This is a genomic window from Streptococcus mitis (genome assembly GCF_005144795.1).
In the GTDB taxonomy this organism is placed as follows: domain Bacteria; phylum Bacillota; class Bacilli; order Lactobacillales; family Streptococcaceae; genus Streptococcus; species Streptococcus mitis_BB.
Genome location: NZ_SWFJ01000001.1, coordinates 172176 through 189265 on the forward strand (window position 1 = coordinate 172176; position 17090 = coordinate 189265).

General features: G+C 41.0%; 18 protein-coding genes and 1 pseudogene. 5 read left to right on the top strand and 14 right to left on the bottom strand.

Annotated features, from left to right (window positions below):
• Positions 1-179: 179 nt before the first annotated feature.
• Positions 180-620, top strand: a complete 441-nt coding sequence (locus tag FBF73_RS00800) for a LytTR family DNA-binding domain-containing protein (protein ID WP_049510494.1) — start codon at positions 180-182, stop codon at positions 618-620.
• Positions 617-1075, top strand: a complete 459-nt coding sequence (locus FBF73_RS00805; protein ID WP_136936664.1) for a DUF3021 domain-containing protein — start codon at positions 617-619, stop codon at positions 1073-1075. Before FBF73_RS00800 ends, FBF73_RS00805 begins: the two co-directional genes overlap by 4 nt.
• Before the next feature lie 41 nt (positions 1076-1116).
• On the opposite strand, the gene mutS is transcribed toward FBF73_RS00805, so the two are convergent.
• Both mutS and argR read right to left on the bottom strand, forming a co-directional pair.
• On the bottom strand, positions 1117-3651 hold the full coding sequence (gene mutS, locus FBF73_RS00810; protein WP_136936665.1) for a DNA mismatch repair protein MutS: 2535 nt from the start codon (positions 3649-3651) through the stop codon (positions 1117-1119).
• A 50-nt stretch (positions 3652-3701) separates the two neighbouring features.
• Entirely contained in the window at positions 3702-4148 is a 447-nt protein-coding gene (argR, locus tag FBF73_RS00815; protein ID WP_001231476.1) for an arginine repressor, read from the bottom strand.
• Positions 4149-4283: 135 nt separating this feature from the next.
• Between argR and argS the strand changes: the two genes are divergently transcribed.
• Positions 4284-5975, top strand: a complete 1692-nt coding sequence (gene argS / locus FBF73_RS00820) for an arginine--tRNA ligase (protein ID WP_136936666.1) — start codon at positions 4284-4286, stop codon at positions 5973-5975.
• A gap of 203 nt (positions 5976-6178) precedes the next feature.
• Entirely contained in the window at positions 6179-6424 is a 246-nt protein-coding gene (locus FBF73_RS00825) for a hypothetical protein (protein ID WP_049544515.1), read from the top strand.
• A gap of 176 nt (positions 6425-6600) precedes the next feature.
• Here FBF73_RS00825 and nrdI read toward each other — a convergent pair whose 3' ends face one another.
• The 3 genes and pseudogenes from nrdI to FBF73_RS00840 all read right to left on the bottom strand — a co-directional run.
• Entirely contained in the window at positions 6601-7065 is a 465-nt protein-coding gene (nrdI, locus tag FBF73_RS00830) for a class Ib ribonucleoside-diphosphate reductase assembly flavoprotein NrdI (protein ID WP_136936667.1), read from the bottom strand.
• Between the two features lie 77 nt (positions 7066-7142).
• Entirely contained in the window at positions 7143-7676 is a 534-nt protein-coding gene (locus FBF73_RS00835; RefSeq protein WP_136936668.1) for an ABC transporter permease, read from the bottom strand.
• 60 nt (positions 7677-7736) lie between these two features.
• Positions 7737-7937 (bottom strand): annotated as a pseudogene (locus tag FBF73_RS00840) (helix-turn-helix domain-containing protein); the annotation flags it as partial.
• Between the two features lie 154 nt (positions 7938-8091).
• On the opposite strand from FBF73_RS00840, the gene FBF73_RS00845 reads away from it, so the two are divergent.
• Positions 8092-8661, top strand: coding sequence for an MptD family putative ECF transporter S component (locus tag FBF73_RS00845; protein ID WP_124787506.1), 570 nt, complete (start codon positions 8092-8094; stop codon positions 8659-8661).
• A 29-nt stretch (positions 8662-8690) separates the two neighbouring features.
• Here the strand turns inward: FBF73_RS00845 and FBF73_RS00850 are convergent, their stop codons facing one another.
• The 9 genes from FBF73_RS00850 to FBF73_RS00890 all read right to left on the bottom strand — a co-directional run bounded on the left by FBF73_RS00850 (position 8691) and on the right by FBF73_RS00890 (position 16996).
• On the bottom strand, positions 8691-9383 hold the full coding sequence (locus tag FBF73_RS00850; protein WP_136936669.1) for a methionine ABC transporter permease: 693 nt from the start codon (positions 9381-9383) through the stop codon (positions 8691-8693).
• Position 9384: 1 nt separating this feature from the next.
• Positions 9385-10446: a methionine ABC transporter ATP-binding protein gene (locus FBF73_RS00855; RefSeq protein ID WP_136936670.1), complete on the bottom strand. Its 1062-nt coding sequence runs from the start codon at positions 10444-10446 to the stop codon at positions 9385-9387.
• Positions 10439-11812, bottom strand: a complete 1374-nt coding sequence (locus FBF73_RS00860) for a M20 family metallopeptidase (protein ID WP_136936671.1) — start codon at positions 11810-11812, stop codon at positions 10439-10441. Before FBF73_RS00860 ends, FBF73_RS00855 begins: the two co-directional genes overlap by 8 nt.
• A 96-nt stretch (positions 11813-11908) precedes the next feature.
• Positions 11909-12763, bottom strand: a complete 855-nt coding sequence (locus tag FBF73_RS00865) for a MetQ/NlpA family ABC transporter substrate-binding protein (protein ID WP_125410839.1) — start codon at positions 12761-12763, stop codon at positions 11909-11911.
• Positions 12764-12915: 152 nt separating this feature from the next.
• A complete protein-coding gene (locus tag FBF73_RS00870) occupies positions 12916-13746 on the bottom strand; it encodes an amino acid ABC transporter substrate-binding protein (protein WP_004254995.1) in 831 nt (276 codons plus the stop codon).
• A 103-nt stretch (positions 13747-13849) separates the two neighbouring features.
• Complete coding sequence (locus FBF73_RS00875) at positions 13850-14173, bottom strand: AzlD domain-containing protein (protein WP_023945155.1); 324 nt, start codon at positions 14171-14173, stop codon at positions 13850-13852.
• Complete coding sequence (locus tag FBF73_RS00880; RefSeq protein WP_136936672.1) at positions 14163-14858, bottom strand: AzlC family ABC transporter permease; 696 nt, start codon at positions 14856-14858, stop codon at positions 14163-14165. Before FBF73_RS00880 ends, FBF73_RS00875 begins: the two co-directional genes overlap by 11 nt.
• Before the next feature lie 494 nt (positions 14859-15352).
• Positions 15353-16018, bottom strand: a complete 666-nt coding sequence (locus FBF73_RS00885; RefSeq protein WP_136936673.1) for a CPBP family intramembrane glutamic endopeptidase — start codon at positions 16016-16018, stop codon at positions 15353-15355.
• Positions 16019-16132: 114 nt separating this feature from the next.
• Positions 16133-16996 (bottom strand): XRE/MutR family transcriptional regulator, encoded by an 864-nt coding sequence (locus tag FBF73_RS00890; RefSeq protein WP_136936674.1) that lies wholly within the window; start codon positions 16994-16996, stop codon positions 16133-16135.
• Positions 16997-17090 lie beyond the last annotated feature (94 nt).

A 17090-nucleotide genomic window follows, 5' to 3' on the forward strand; every position in this document is an offset into this window, starting at 1 on the left:
TCCTAGAAATTGATTAGTGCTATTATACCATATTTCAGATAGGACAGAAAAGCTCCACCACATAGGATACAAATCCCTCCACATAGACAAAGTCCCTTGCTAGGTGTCGTAAAATAGTGTTTAATAAAGGTGTACAAGAAGTGATCACAATTTTGTATGAAAAACAAGGAGAGAAATTTATGAAAGTAGAACTACAGATTAGTGAAACTTACGAAGAGGAAAAGCTGATTGTTCAAGCACCTCAGCCGACAGATAAAGTCCAGAAAGTCATCGAGTTCGCAGAAAATCTTGACCAAAAAGAAACAATCAAAGGAAAGATTGATGATCAAGTCTATCTAGTTAAGGTTGGTAAGATACAACGCTTCTATATCGAGAATCGGAAGGTTCTAGCAGAAACGGCGAGTCAGACCTACAGCATTGATTTGCGACTCTATCAGGTCCTTGAAATTCTGCCAACCAATTTTATCCAAATTTCCCAATCAGAAATCATCAATATCGATTACATCTCTCATCTCAAGCTCACCCCCAACGGCCTAGTAGAAATTTTCTTGAAAAACGAAAGCTTCACCTACTCTTCACGCCGTTACCTAAAAACCATCAAGGAGAAATTAGAACTATGAAAAAACAAGTATTTCACGATGCAGTCACTGGTGTTCTTATCGGCCTCATCCTCTCTATCATCTTTTCACTCATTTATGCACCAAATACCTACGCACCACTAAGTTCCGACTCTCTCATCGGCCAAGTGATGGCTCAACATCAGGTTCACGGTGCCCTGGTCTTGCTCTACTGCACACTGACCTGGGCAGCCATTGGTATTCTCTTCAACTTTGGCAAGCGATTATTCAGCCGTGACTGGAGCTTGCTCCGTGCAACTCTGACCCATTTCTTCCTCATGCTAGTAGGCTTTATCCCATTAGCAACCCTAGCAGGTTGGTTCCCCTTCCACTGGATTTTCTATCTCCAGCTCATTCTTGAGTTTACAATTGTCTACCTCATCATTTGGACTATTTCCTATAAAAGAGCATCAAAAAAAGTAGACCATATCAATCAACTCTTGGAGCATAGAAAGTAATAGCAATAATCCCACTCACAAATGCATGAGTGGGATTATTTTTATAGTTTCTGTTTTAACTCGACCAAAACATTCATAGCCTGCATAGGTGTCATATTGTAAACATCCAGTTTAGCTAATTCTGCTAGGATAGGATGCTCTTCTGCCGTATCAAAGAGTGAAATCTGTTCTGTGACAGCACTTGTTTGTCTCATGGGAGCAGAACTCTCTGTTCCTTGATTCTCTAGCTGAGTCAAAATCTTATCCGCCCTTGCTAAAAGGTCTGCTGGTAAACCAGCAATCTTGGCAACATGGATACCGTAGGATTTATCAGCTGGACCTGGTTCAATCTTGTGAAGGAAGGTGACCTGCCCATCCTGCTCCAAAGTTGCCACGTGGACATTGACCAAGTGTTCCAAGCTAGACTCCAGACTAGTCAACTCATGGTAGTGGGTCGCAAAGAGGGTCTTGGCTCCGATATGTTCATGGATGTATTCGATGATGGACTGAGCAAGAGCCATACCGTCATAAGTTGCAGTTCCACGTCCCAATTCATCAAAGAGAATCAAGGAATTTTTGGTTGCATGCGAAATGGCATTATTGGCCTCCATCATCTCCACCATGAAGGTTGATTGACCTGAAACCAAGTCATCTGCTGCTCCGATACGGGTAAAGATAGCATCAAAAATAGGTAAATAGGCGCTTTCTGCTGGCACATAAGAACCCATCTGGGCCATAACCGCCGTCATGGCTAACTGACGCATGTAGGTTGACTTCCCGCTCATGTTGGGCCCTGTAATCAGTTGAATACTGGTATCTTCTGCCATCTGAATCGTATTGGGAATATAGGTCTGAGCCCCCATGACCTTTTCAACGACAGCATGACGCCCTTTCTGGATATCAATCCGCGAATCATCTCCGAATTCAGGTCGAATCAAATGCTGGGTTTCAGCCACAACTGCTAGACTCTGTAAGACATCAACTGTCGCAATTCCTTGGGCTAGAGCTTGTAAACGTTGGATGTACTTACTGACCTCTTCACGAATACGCATAAAGATTTCGTACTCTAGGTTAGCTGACTTCTCACGCGCCTCCAGCATATCTCCCTCGATACGGGCTAATTCTTCGGTTCCAAAGCGTTCCGAGTTTTTCAGCGTCGCCTTGCGGAAAAAGTGAGCGGGCACATTTCCCAGTTGAGAATTGGTCACATGGAAATAGTAGCCATCCTTTTTATTGTAGTCAATCTTAAGCGTGCTGATACCAGAGTTTTCTCGCTCCTTAGCCTCAATCTCAGCAATCCAGCTAGTCCCTTCTCTGAGAACGCGACGGTACTTGTCTAAAGTCTCATCAAATCCAGTGCGGATAATACCACCTTCTGTAATCACATGAGGAGCTTCAGGAGAAATCGCTGCGCTAATCAAACTCTCCAACTCAGGGATTCCATCCAGTTGTTCGATGAGATAAGCTAGAGTAGGTTGCTCCATGCCTTCTAAAATCGCACGAATCCGTGGCACACTAGACAAGGTGGTCGCCAACTGCAGGAGGTCCTTGGGATTGGTTTTGCCAAAAGAAACCCGACTAGCCAAACGTTCGATGTCATAAACACCCTTGAGACTGTCTGTCAAATCACTACGCTCAAAGAAATGGTCTAGAAAGACCTGCACCACTTCTTGGCGTTGGACGATTCGTTCCTTATCAATCAAAGGACGATGGATCCAAGAACGTAACAGCCGCATACCCATAGCTGTTTTGGTTTCATCCAAAAGCCAGAAAAGACTGCCTTGCTTCTTGCCTGACCGAGCATTCTCAACCAAATCCAGACTAGCCTTGGTCGCATAATCCATCTGCAAGAAATCCTTGATTTCATAGCGGATAACAGGTTTGAGGTGGTTCAATTCCCTCATCTGGGTTCGATGGACATACTGGAGCAACTTACTAGATGCCGCTTGCTCCACAGCTACTAATCGTGAATCCAGTAAATGAAGGTCTTCAAAGCCTTCTTTTTCATAGGAAAGTACCAGATTCATCTGACGACTAAGGATTTGTTCCTCTTCCTCAGACAAGTCATAACCCAGCACCACTTCTCGCGCCTTGAGATTACGGATTTCCCCACAAACCAGCGTGAAATCCAAAAGACCTGTCACATAAAAGTCACCCGTCACCAGGTCCATATAAGCTAGGCCAAATTGATTGCCAGCACGGTCTATGGCAACCAAAAAATTATTCTGACTATCCGGCTTACTACTATCGACCACTGTCCCAGGTGTAATGACCTGAACAACCTCTCGTTTCACAACCCCAACTGCTTGTTTAGGATCTTCCATCTGCTCTGCGATAGCTACCTTATAGCCCTGCTCAATCAAGACATCGATGTACTGTTGAGCAGAATGATAGGGGACACCCGCCATAGGAATCGGATTGTCGGCATTCTTGTTGCGACTCGTTAAGGAAATCTCCAGAATCTGCGCAGCATTGACCGCATCCTCATAAAATAATTCATAAAAATCACCCATCCGAAAGAGCAAAAAAGCATCTGGATATTGCTTTTTAATATCCACATACTGTTGCATGCCGGGTGATAGCTTTTCTGTCGTCATTGTACGTCTCTCCTTGTCAAAAATAAGTCTTGAGAGCAACTCCCAAGACCTTACTTATCTTTCATCAAATCTAGCAAACGATCTTCCATGAGTTTGGCAACGTGCTGGTCTCGACAAATGACCAATAAGGTATTGGCACCAGCAACTGTTCCTAAAATCCATTCATCCTTGTTTGCATCTACAATATTTGCTAAAACAGAGGCTTCGCCCAATTTGGTATGAAGTACCAAGGTAAACTCTGCTCTTGCAACACCTTCTAAATGATGAGACAAAAATTCCACCAAATCAATCTTTTCTGTCTCATTTGCTAGTACATAATACACCATATCATTTTTCTTGACCTTGGTCAAGCCAATTTCGCGCAAATCACGAGACAAGGTTGTCTGCGTCACAAAGACATTGTGCGCCTCCAACCGATCTTGAATTTCTTTTTGTGTACTTAATTTCTCCTCAGTAATCATTTTTTTTATTAACTGATGACGATCTCTTTTTCTCATAAAATCCTCTTATATGCATATTTATAACTAATTTTATAACTATATTATACCAAAAAAATAGGAGATTTCAAAAATTTTTTCTTCTTTCTTTAAAATTGTGATAAAATAGTAGAAAAGTCCAAAAAGGAGCTCTTAATGAATACAAAAGAATTGATTGCTAGCGAGTTGGCTAGCGTCATTGATAGCCTGGACCAAGAGGCTATTTTAAATTTACTGGAAACCCCTAAAAACTCAGAAATGGGAGACATCGCTTTCCCTGCTTTTTCTCTTGCAAAAGTCGAACGTAAAGCACCTCAAATAATTGCTGCTGAACTGGCTGAAAAAATTAACAGCCAAGCCTTTGAAAAGGTTGTCGCAACAGGACCTTACGTCAACTTTTTCCTTGATAAATCTACCATTTCTGCTCAAGTATTACAAGCTGTTATCACTGAAAAAGAACACTATGCTGACCAACATATTGGCAAGCAAGAAAATGTTGTAATCGACATGTCTAGTCCGAATATCGCTAAACCATTCTCTATTGGTCACCTGCGCTCAACTGTTATCGGAGATAGCTTGTCACATATTTTCCAAAAAATCGGTTATCAAACCGTCAAGGTCAACCATTTGGGAGACTGGGGTAAACAGTTTGGGATGTTGATTGTTGCCTACAAAAAATGGGGCGACGAAGAAGCTGTAAAAGCTCATCCAATCGATGAACTTCTTAAACTCTATGTCCGCATCAACGCTGAAGCTGAAAATGACCCTAGCTTGGATGAAGAAGCACGCGAATGGTTCCGTAAACTTGAAAATGGAGACGAGGAAGCTCTCGCTCTTTGGCAATGGTTCCGTGATGAAAGTTTAGTGGAATTTAACCGCCTTTACAATGAACTGAAGGTTGAATTTGACAGCTACAATGGAGAAGCCTTCTACAACGATAAGATGGATGCAGTTGTAGACATTCTTTCTGAAAAAGGCCTTCTTGTTGAATCAGAAGGTGCCCAAGTTGTCAACCTTGAGAAATATGGAATTGAACATCCAGCCCTCATCAAGAAATCCGATGGTGCAACTCTCTATATCACACGTGACTTGGCTGCAGCCCTTTACCGTAAAAATGAATACCAATTTGCCAAATCTATCTATGTCGTTGGCCAAGAACAATCTGCCCACTTTAAACAGCTCAAAGCCGTCTTGCAAGAGATGGGCTACGACTGGAGTAACGATATTACTCACGTTCCTTTTGGTTTAGTTACAAAAGAAGGAAAAAAACTCTCTACTCGTAAAGGGAATGTCATCTTGCTAGAGCCTACTGTTGCAGAGGCCGTTAGTCGTGCCAAAGCCCAAATCGAGGCTAAAAATCCTGAATTGGAAAACAAAGACCAAGTAGCGCATGCTGTTGGGGTTGGAGCCATTAAATTCTATGACCTCAAAACCGACCGTACAAATGGATACGACTTCGACCTAGAAGCTATGGTATCCTTCGAGGGTGAAACTGGACCTTACGTTCAATACGCCTACGCTCGTATCCAATCTATCTTACGCAAAGCAGATTTCAAACCAGAAACAGCTAGCAACTATAGCTTGAATGATGCTGAAAGTTGGGAAATCATCAAACTCATCCAAGACTTCCCACGTATTATCAATCGTGCGGCGGATAACTTTGAACCTTCTATCATTGCTAAATTTGCAATTAGCCTAGCTCAAACCTTTAACAAATACTATGCACATACGCGCATCTTGGATGAAAGCCCAGAACGCGACAGCCGTCTAGCCCTCAGCTACGCAACCGCAGTCGTTCTAAAAGAAGCCCTTCGCTTGCTTGGAGTAGAAGCGCCAGAGAAGATGTAAATCGCCAAAGTTACTTGATTGCGGAGCAATCTAAGTAACTAACGCCAAATCCTATTCGGACTTTGGCTAGGTGCTTCACTAGTTTTAGGACATAAATATGATTGATTTATGTCCTAAAACGTCGTAACTATGGTGATTTGGTTAGGCGCTTCACTAATTCAATCTACTCACTACTACTTCTTTATCATACAGGGAGATATCCTATGAGCCAATATGCTTATATCCTCGTTGTAATTAGCTTGGTTTTCCTTTTTCTGCTTAATAAGTACGAGAAAGAGAGACTGCAAAAACTCTACCAAGAACAACTTTTAAAGGATGAAACATTTAGGACTGATATCAAAGAGAAAATTCAAACGACTGAAAACATCAATGATGTCATTGCATATATCAATAAAACTTACCATCTGGGAATGTTGCTATCAAAAGACATTACAGATCAATTGAAATAATCAAAATCCGAGAAGAAAGCTTCTCGGATTTTTTAGGGTATATTTTTATCTTACAACCATATCAAGTAACATTTATATAAAAGTTTATCGGTAATTTTTATCCCTACTATAAAGGAGTGTATAATAACTTCTTTCTTCTAATAATTGATACCATTCTAGAAAAGATTGCTATCAGCTCAACTTTCCAACTCATACAAATCTGCGATAATAGCTGCGACACATTTGATATCTCCTAGCATGCCTCGCATTTCAAAATCAGCCAATACAGGGAAACCAAAACGTTGACTGTATTGCTTAGCTGTCAGGCAGTATTGGTTATTAAAGTTACGATTTCCTGAACCAACTACTCCAAAACACTTACTAGCATTGTCACCATAGGCGATAAAATCCCCCACGGGTGTCGTCAAAATCTCAACATCTCCGTTATCCACGCCATTCCCACCTTCGAGATAGGTCGGCAAAAAAGCGACATAAGGATGGTCCATTTCATAGAAATCTTGGCCTTCTTTGACCAAATCTTTGATATGAATCTTTTGAACCTCAATTCCCTCGTACTGGGACAAGAGATAATCTTTCAAGCGCGTCACAAAACTCTCAGTGTTTCCACTCAGACTGATATAAACTAAAGAAATTGTCTTCATATGTACCTCCATGATTTTATCTATAATCGAAAAATAACTACCAAGATTGTAACTTGATAGTTATTTTTTGTCAATACTTAGGTAAGTTCTTCTGTTTCCTCTTCTTCTACCAAGGCTTTCTGTTGACGCCACATCTTATAGAAGACAAGGGCTAGGAAAAGAACATTGATTACGATATAGAAAATGCTAACAGCTTTTGAACCAATACTCATTGTCAAACGCATGGTCTCATCTTTAACCAACTGGACAGCGTCTTGCAAAGCCACATAGCTATAAATTGAACCAATAATAGCTAATAAAACATAGCCAACATAAGTATAATTTGCATATTGCAAATTTTTACGAACAAGGAACACAATCGCTACTACCACTAAAATAGCAGACAGCACAATCAAGGCAACATTAAAAATAGAATGAGATGCTTCTGCTACTCTATAGGTGTAATTAAGCTGGTCTTCTAATTGCTGAGCACTAATCCCTTCAATAGTTTTCTGACTCGCACGAACGGCTTCTTTGCTAGGTAAGGGACTCAAAATTCCAAACAGAGACGTAACTGAAATAAGAGCAGACAAGATTAGCAAGACCCATAGATAAATCGGTTTCTTTTTCATGATAGAACCTCCTGATATTATTATTTATATTATAACACCTTTTGTAAGGGAATACAAATCTTATAGTATAGTTTCTACCTGTTTTCTGTAGGCTTTTGGCGATTTTCCGCACAATTTTCGGAACACTTTATAGAAATATCCAACATTACTGTAACCAACAGCATAACAAATATCTTCGATGCTGTCACTAGTTGAAAGCAAAAGTTGTTGGGCAGCCTTAATACGTTGTTTGTTTAGTAGATAGGCGAAGATTGAATTTGTTTAAGCCTTACAGTAAAACAATCTAACCATCTACTATTAACAAATCTATAAAAAATTTAGTTTGACAAGCAAACAATAACACTTTCTCCCCATTTACAATCCCATCAAACCGTGGTACAATGAGAATTGTGAGAAAATTATCAGGAGACAATTCATGAAAAAATCTATCTTAACTACACTGCTTTTTGCAGTTCTTTACTTCCTCTGCATGGGGATTGGTGTCCTTTTGGGCAATCTCTTTGACCAAACTGGAAACATGTTTTATGCGCCTGCCTTTACTGCCCTTGTCGGCGGTAGCGTCTATATGATCCTAGTCGCAAAAATTCCGCGCTTTGGAGCCATTACCACTATCGGCCTTGTCATGGCCTTCTTTTTCTTGGGATCTAAACACGGTGCTGGTGCCTTCCTTCCTGGAATTATCTGTGGCCTCCTAGCAGATGGAGTAGCTCATTTAGGAAAATACAAGGACCAAACAAAGAATTTCCTTTCTTTCGTTATTTTCGCCTTTAGCACATCAGGACCAATTCTACTTATGTGGATTACTCCCAAAGCCTATATGGCAACCCTTCTAGCAAGAGGAAAATCCCAAGAATATATTGACCGTATCATGGTCGCGCCAAACCCTGGAACCGTTCTTCTATTTATCGCAAGTATTGTCATCGGAGCCCTAGTGGGTGCTTTGATTGGACAAGCCTTGAGTAAAAAATTGGCACAAAAAATCTGATTACTAAAAAAGAGCCACACGGCTCTTTTTTATTTATGACTCAATTTTTTGGTCAAGAAATCTCCCAAGAATTGGATTACAAAAATAATCAAAATGATAATGATGGTTGCCAAAATAGTCACATCGTGATTGTAGCGATTAAATCCATAAGCGATGGCTACGTTACCGATACCACCAGCTCCAACCGCACCGGCCATAGCTGTTTCCCCAACAAGGGAAATCAAGGTCACAGTTGTCACACGGATCAAATCTGGAAGACCTTCTGATAGGTAAACACCTACAATATCCCAGAATGTCGCTCCGCTAGCTTGAGCTGCCTCAATGACACCGCCATCCAGTTCAGCCAAGACCACCTGCACCTGACGGGCAAAGAAGGCAAAGACTGCAAAAGAAAGTGGGACAAGGGCTGCATTTGGCCCGATACTTGTCTTCACAATCAAGTGAGAAAGGGGAGACAAGATTGCCAAGAGGATGATGAAAGGAACCGCACGGAAAATAGAGGTAATCTTATCTAAAATCCAGAAAACGACCTTATTCTCCAAAACACCACCTGGCGCTGTCAAGACAAGGAAGAGACCTGCAACAAGCCCCAAGAAACCTCCGATGACGAAGGAAAGAACTGTCATATAAAGGGTTAGGTAGATGGCTGTTCCCCAGCCTGCCTGACCAGCCCAACCCATTTTATAAACATTTGGCAAATATGTTTGAATCAATGATTCCATCTTACTGTCCTCCCTTCAATACTTTTAGTTGTACGCCTGCTTGACGAATGGCTTCTTGGGCGCCTGCTAGCGCTGCTTTTTCACCTGACAAAACCACCACCAATTCTCCGACAGGAGTGCCATCTAGAATTTCGATATTCCCATAGAGGATATTAGCCGTTACTTGGTAATGCTTGTACAATTCATTCAAAAGCGGCTCGTCTGTTGAAGCACCAGCGTACTTGAGTTGCACCAAGAGACTGTTTTCAGACAAGTGTTCCACGATTTCTTGCTTCTCAATCTTGACCATAGCTTCATCAATCCCTGTAGCCGTTGAGATAAAGTCTTGGGTCAAGGGTTGTTTAGGATTTGAGAAGATTTCAAGGACACTTCCCTCTTCAATCAAATGCCCATCCTGCATAACTGCCACACGGTTGGCAATGTCTTTGACAATCTGCATTTCATGCGTAATCAAGACAACGGTCAAGCCTAATTTTTGGTTCAAATCTTGCAACAAGGCCAAAATCTGCTTGGTTGTCTTAGGGTCAAGGGCAGAAGTTGACTCATCTGAAATCAAGATTTTTGGATCATTTGCCAAGGCACGCGCAATGGCCACACGCTGTTTTTGCCCTCCAGATAGTTGTGAAGGATAGTTTTCAGCACGGTCTGCCAGGCCAACCAAGTCCAACAACTTAGCTACTTTAGCCTTCTTTTCTTCCTTGCTGAGTCCAGAGTGTTTGAGGGCAAAGGCTACATTCTCCTCCGCCGTCTTCTGACTCATCAGGTTAAAATGCTGGAAAATCATTCCGATATCTTGACGTTTACGACGCAACTGCTCTGGTGTCAAGGTGACCTTGCCATCAAAAATCACATCATCGTCAATAGTAATTTTGCCTGCAGATGGTTTTTGCAAGAGGTTAATTACCCGTACAAGGGTTGATTTCCCTGCTCCAGAATATCCAACGATTCCGTAGATATCCCCTTCTTGGATGTGAATGGTCACATCCTTGACCGCTGTGATGGTTCTTTTCTTTTGGTGAAAAGTCACATCGATCTGATCTAACTTGATAATATCTCTACTCATAGCTTCTAATTAGCTCCTCTACTAATTCAATATGGGTGTAATAATCGGCGATTCGCACATTTTCATCTCCACCGTGGTCTCGGCTGTTGGCATTTCCTAGACCGAAGGCCACCATTGGCACCTCTAGGGCATCAAAGACCGTATGCATTGGCCCTGTCCCAGCTGTAGTCGGCAAGACTGAAACGCCCTGTGGATAGAATTTCTTGGCCAACTTGATCACATTGAGAATGGCTGGTGCGCTCATATCGCTTCGATAACTCATCTCTCCCAAGGTATAGTATAATTCTACCTTATCAAAGCCATTTTTGTCTAGCTGTTTCCGAATTTTTTCCAGAACATCATGCGGTTCTAAGCCAGGAACCAAACGAACTTCTAGCTTAGCGCTGGCTTCTGCTGGCAAAATCGTTTTAACTCCTTGCCCTTGATAACCTGACTGAATCCCTTCGATATTAAGGGCTGGTTCGAAAAAGAAACGTTTTAGAAAGGCTGCACGCTCCTCTTGTAAGAGAGGCAATTCCAAACCATAAATCTGGCTGATTTCCCCTGGATTTCGTTGGGCATAGGTATCCACCAAGGCCAATTCACGTTCATTTGGCTCTTGTACTTCTTCGTACAAGCCTTCAACCAAGATACGGCCATCTGCAGCTCGAAGAGACTGTAAGGCTTGAAGGAGGTACCAAGGAGCTGATTCTACAACCCCACCATAACTCGAATGGATATCCACATCAGCACTTTTCACCTTGGCATCAAAGGTCACAATCCCCTTATTTCCACCAGAAATTTCTAGCTGTTCCAAGGCATTTTTGGTCCCTTGTTCCCAGACCAATAAATCCGCACCACGGAGTTTATCCGCATGTTTTTCCAAATACTTATCCAGATCTGTCGAAGCCGATTCCTCCGCACCCTCCATGATAAAACTGATATTGACAGGCAGGTCATCGTGGTGCTTCATATATTTTCTCAAAGCACTCAAACGAGCTGTGATATGACCCTTGTCATCGTCAACCCCACGCCCATACATGAAGCCACTGCGGACTGAAAGCGTAAAGGGATCCTCTGTCCAGACCTGATCCCCATCCGCTGGCACAGTGTCATAGTGGTTATAGAAAATCAAGGTCTTGGCATCTGGACGCGAACTCTTGAAATGTGCCATGACAAAGGGAGCCGTATAAGTCTCATCAATCTCCACTTCAGCCCCCACACGCTTGAAAATCTCACCCAGATAGTTGGCAACTTCTTTGAGACCCACCTGCTGGGCAAAGACTGATTTCTTAGAAATCAAGGTACGCAAAACCTCAAAATAATGCTGGGCTACATGATCCTTTTCAAATTTTTTAATTTGTTCTTGTTCGCTAGGAAAAACCATATTCTCTCTACCTTTCTATGAACTACTCTTCCTGACAATCCATGCTCTATACAAAAGCAAGAGGTGGAATTTTCTCTCCCACCTCCCTATTTCTTATTACCAAACTGGTTGATCCAAACCGTCTGATGTTTCTTCGATAACTTTTTTCACTTCATCTGTATGGTAAGCTGCAACAACTTTCTTGATAGCATCAGCCTTAGGTGATGATTCCCAATCTTTTTTCGCAACAATGATGTTGTACCATTGTTTTGAATTTTCATCAGCTTGTTCTTTGAAGAGTGCTTTCTTGTAGTCCAATTTTGCTTCTGTAACGAAGGTATTGTTTACAACGGCAGCGTCAACTGATGACAATGAACGAGCTGTTTGGCTAGCGTCCAATTCAGTGATTTTCAAGTTCTTTGGATTTTCTTTGATGTTAGCAACTGTTGCAAGGGCAGTTCCAGAAACATCCAATTTAATCAAGCCAGCTGATTGGAGCAAGTAAAGCGCACGGCTTTCGTTTGTAGCGTCATTCGGTACAGAGATTTCTCCGTTTGCTGGGATGTCTTCCACTTTAGTGTACTTGTTGTCACTTCCATTCAAACCTGAGTAAAGACGGATTGGAGAGATATAAGTATCTGCAATCGCTACAAGGTCTTTCCCGTTTTCTTTGTTCCAGTTGTTCAAGAAGTTATAGTGTTGGAAAGCGTTCAAATCTACTTCGCCATCAGCAGTTGCCTTGTTTGGTTGTGAATAGTCTGTGAACTCTGTAAATTCCAAGGTAATGCCGTCTTTTTTAACCAATTCTTGAATTTTGTCCCAACGTTTTTCTTCAGAACCGCTACGGTTAACAGTTGCGATTTTGATAGTTGTTGCATTGTCTGCTTTCTTTTCTGAGTTTCCGCAAGCTGCAAGAGCCAAACCTGCGACTGTAGCAAGGGCTGCTACACCAAGCCATTTTTTGATTTTCATGATTCTTTCTCCTTAAAAATAATACCGTACTAGTATCTCACAATTTGTTTGATTTCACAAATTGTTATTAGATAGTCAGATATATAGTTTAAAACTATATCCCTAAAAACTGAGAAATCACCCATCTACTCAGAATGGATGATTTCAAGAAATTATTTAATATCAGCTTCTGCTGGTAGATAAGTGTCTCCAAAGAATTGTTTAGACAATTTTTCAAGAGTTCCGTCTTTGTAGAGTTCTTGGATACGTTTGTCTACAAATGTTTTCAACTCATCTTGACCTTTAGCAAGAAGTGGGTAAACATAAGGTTGTTGGTCGCTTGGAAGTTCGATCACTTTCAAGTTGTCCAAACCTTGGTCCTTGATGACTGTTTCAACACCGATTTTATCAAAAATCTTGTAGTCAAACTGGCCATCGCTCAAGCGTCCCATGATTTGTTGGAAGTCTGCTTTAGTATACTTTAGGACAGTTGGATTATCTGAATGTTGTTTGTTGTAGTCTTCTAGCTGTTTAGCAGAAGTTGTCCCTTGAACAACTTCTGTTGATTTTCCACCGATATCATCAAGCGATTTGATGCTAGGGTCATCTTTTTTCACTACAAGAACGTTAGGGTTTTTAGCAGTTGGAGCTGCATAAAGGTATTTTTCAGCACGTTCTTTAGTGTAGCTGATGTTGCTAACAGCCATATTGTAACGGTCGGCATCAAGTCCTGCAAAGACTCCTGACCACTCTGTCTTCTCAAACTTGACATCATACTTGTCAGAGTCTTTAAAGATAGCGCGAACCACTTCAATTTCGTAACCAGTCAATTCGCCATTTTCTTCATAGTTGAATGGTTTTGGTGTAGCATTAGTTGCAACGATAATTTCTTTCTTGCTAGCTGCTTCTCCTTCTTTCTTAGCACCACCTGAGCAAGCTGCTAACACACCTGCAGCAACAAGCCCTAGGGCAGCAAGAGATGAGTATTTAACGATTTTTTTCATGTCATTTCCTCCAAAATAGAATACCTTATTATCTTATCAGAAAAAAAGTAATTATGCCATTATATGATATTTATCTCTGTGATAGATTTTCTTTATGGCTCATTTAAAATAGTAAACGCAGGACGGCAATCAAGACCACTCCAAAGAGAACTGTTCCGACTAGATTACGATAGCGAAAGGCTACCCAAGCTGTTGGAAAGACTGCCAAGAAGTCTAGCCATTTGATTTGAGGAAGACTGCCAACCTTGCCTGTCACTACACTTGAAAGAATCAAGGCAAAGATAATAGAAACGGGCAAGAACTTCAAAAAACGTTCAACAATCGCAGGCAAGCCCTTATACTTAACCAAGATGAAAGGAATCATACGGGGAATCCAAGTCACAAGACCAGAGAAAATAACTGCTAATAAAAGATACTTACTGACCATCTAAAACCACCCCCATTGTACAACCAAGTAGCGTCACAAACAGAACAGCTAGTGACTGAGACACCACTGTCAAGAGTAAAAAGAAGGACACCGCAACAACTGCTAGAATAATGAGCAGATTGCGGACAGGAATCCGTCTTTGCATAATCTGGAATTGCGAAGCAAAAATGCCGATGAACATCCCAACCAGGGCAAAATCTAAACCAAAGATTTCTGGATTTGGTAGCAGGCCACCCAGAGCCGTTCCGACCACTGTCCCCACAAACCAAGCCACATAGCTGTTGAGATTGTTCCCGTGCATCCACATCGGATTGACCTTGTCTGCATGGGCCAATTCGCCCATCAAAACGCCATAAGTCTCATCAGTCAAGAGACTAGACATACCGATATTTTGCCAAAGACTGGTATGACGGAAATAAGTCGATGCGTGTAAACTCAACAAAAAGAGACGCAAATTGATCAAAAAAACCGTCATAGCAATAGCTGCTACAGGTGCTTGAACCGCAATCAGTGCCAGCATAGCAAACTGGGCACTCCCAGCATAAACAAAGAGACTCATCAAGCCCATCTCAACAGGTGTCACATAGGGCGCACCGATAATTCCACAGGCAAGGCCAATGCTGACATAACCAAGGGCCGTTGGCATAGCTGCCTGCGCCCCCTCCCAAAATCCTTTTTCTTTCATCTTTCTCCCCATATTGTCTTAATAATACTCAATGAAAATCAAAGAGCAAACTAGAAAGCTAGCCGCAGGTTGCTCAAAACATTGTTTTGAGGTTGCAGATAAAAGCTGACGCGGTTTGAAGAGATTTTCGAAGAGTATGAGTAGGCTGAAAAGGCTCCAGCCATAGCATGGACTATTATAACACATTCAGGAAAGAGAAAAAAGTCTGCTGATTGTGGCCATCATAAAAGACTGGCAGTCCAGTCTCAAACATATATTATACAAATTCTCTGCTAGATACTTTCACGAATATCAAAGAACATGAAAAGGCAACTAGAAGAAATAGCAATAAAACAAAGTTAGTAGCAATAGTTACTAAAACTAAGATCATTTTTATGAAAAGGATACCTAAAAATGCGATTACAAACAAATATAAGAGTATTCAGTAAGGAAATAAACTAAATGGGTAGAATACCTAGGAACACTCTTCCTAAAATATTACTAAGCAAATGAAATTACAGCAACGGTAAAATTTGACCAATGCCATTGTAGACTATATGCAGCCCAATAGGCCAATAGATGGACTTTGTCACTCTAAACAAGACTGCAAATATGAGACCGCCACCCATATATACGAAAAAGTCTGTCAAAACCCAACCGTAATTACTAATGTGCAAAATTCCAAATAATATAGCTGAGCCAAGCACATCCAGTCCCCACTTCTTTCCTTTTTCCAGAGCAGTCATCACTAATCCACGATAAATCATCTCTTCAAAAATGGGACCTGCAATCACAGGATAGAAAAAATACATCAAAAATGCCGTAGCTCCTTTAAAAGTCGGAATGGCGAGTTGATAAGAAATTTCATTTTTGGTAGATGGGAAAAGAAAAAAGGTGACAAAATTCCAAACAACAAAAGCAAGCAGAGCTAGGAAGGAATAGAAAAGATAGGATCCTTTAAACTTTCTACTGTTGATTTGTTGCCATTTCCCCGACCAAATCATAGCAATAAGAGCAAATAAAACCACAAGAAAATTCAACATCATATCCGAAAAATAATAGGCAAAGTCAGATAGACCAGTAACAAGGTCGCTGCGTAAAACTAGACCACTGAACTTCTGGTCAGCAATAACTAGTAGAATAGCTATAATAAAGTAGTGACGTGAGATTATCTTTTTCATTCTATTTTCTCCTATACTATGAAATAATGATAGTATAACACGGAAATCACCACATTTTAGTAAATCGCATATTTGATATTTTTCTTATAGAAATTTCAGATTTGCGATTGTTGACTACTCAATAAGTTCCTTGTATTGCTGCAAACGTAATTCGAAGAGGGCTGTCAATTGTGGATTTTCTAATACTTGCAGAGATTGGATAAAGTGTTCAATCTCTTTTTGATTGCTTCCTTTGGTTTGAAGAAAAATACTCATTTTCTTTAAAAATTGCCATGATACTTTCTCAAAAACATCGTACGGGCGGAGCATACTCTCCAACTCGGCTTCAAAGATTGGGATGTAGGAGAAAAGTTTTCGCTCCATGAATTCTGATAAGATATTTAAGAGCCCTTGCTTCATATACAATCGATTGTGTACTAACTCTTTAAATTCCTTGGATTTTTCAATCAAAGAGGTTGATAAAAATATCAAATCTTGATTACTCAAGAAAGGCATGGTATTACAGAATATATAGAGTTCAAACCAGGTCCAAGACTCGATAGCATAGAGATAGCTGGTCAAAAATTCGCTATCCTCCTCTGCCAGTGGGTAGCTTTTATCTAGTGAATGGATGGCATCTTTGATTACAATAGCATTCAAACGACGATAGGTCTGCGCCATCTGTTCTTGCTCGACTTCCTCCAACAGTTGTTCTAAGCCAGCTATATCTTGGTGGGCAAACCGATCCACAACCTTTCTACCAATTCGCATATGTGGAGATTCTTGATAGTTGATGAGCTTGTGCCCAAACTCATCAAAATTCATATTGATCCCTTGGATGGCTAGTATGAGTTTATCCGCAGACAGCATAGACTGCCCTAGTTCAAACTTGGACAACTGAGAGGCTGTTAGACCATCACAAGCCACATCTGACTGCTTGAGCTTTCTCGCCAAGCGTAATTCCTTGTAAAATTCTCCCAACTCCATTCTCTCAATCATCTCACCACCTCCTATTGTTTAGATATTATATCATCATTTTTATAGTTTTGTCAAAATATTCTGACATTTAAGAGAGCAAAAAAGCCAGCCCTAA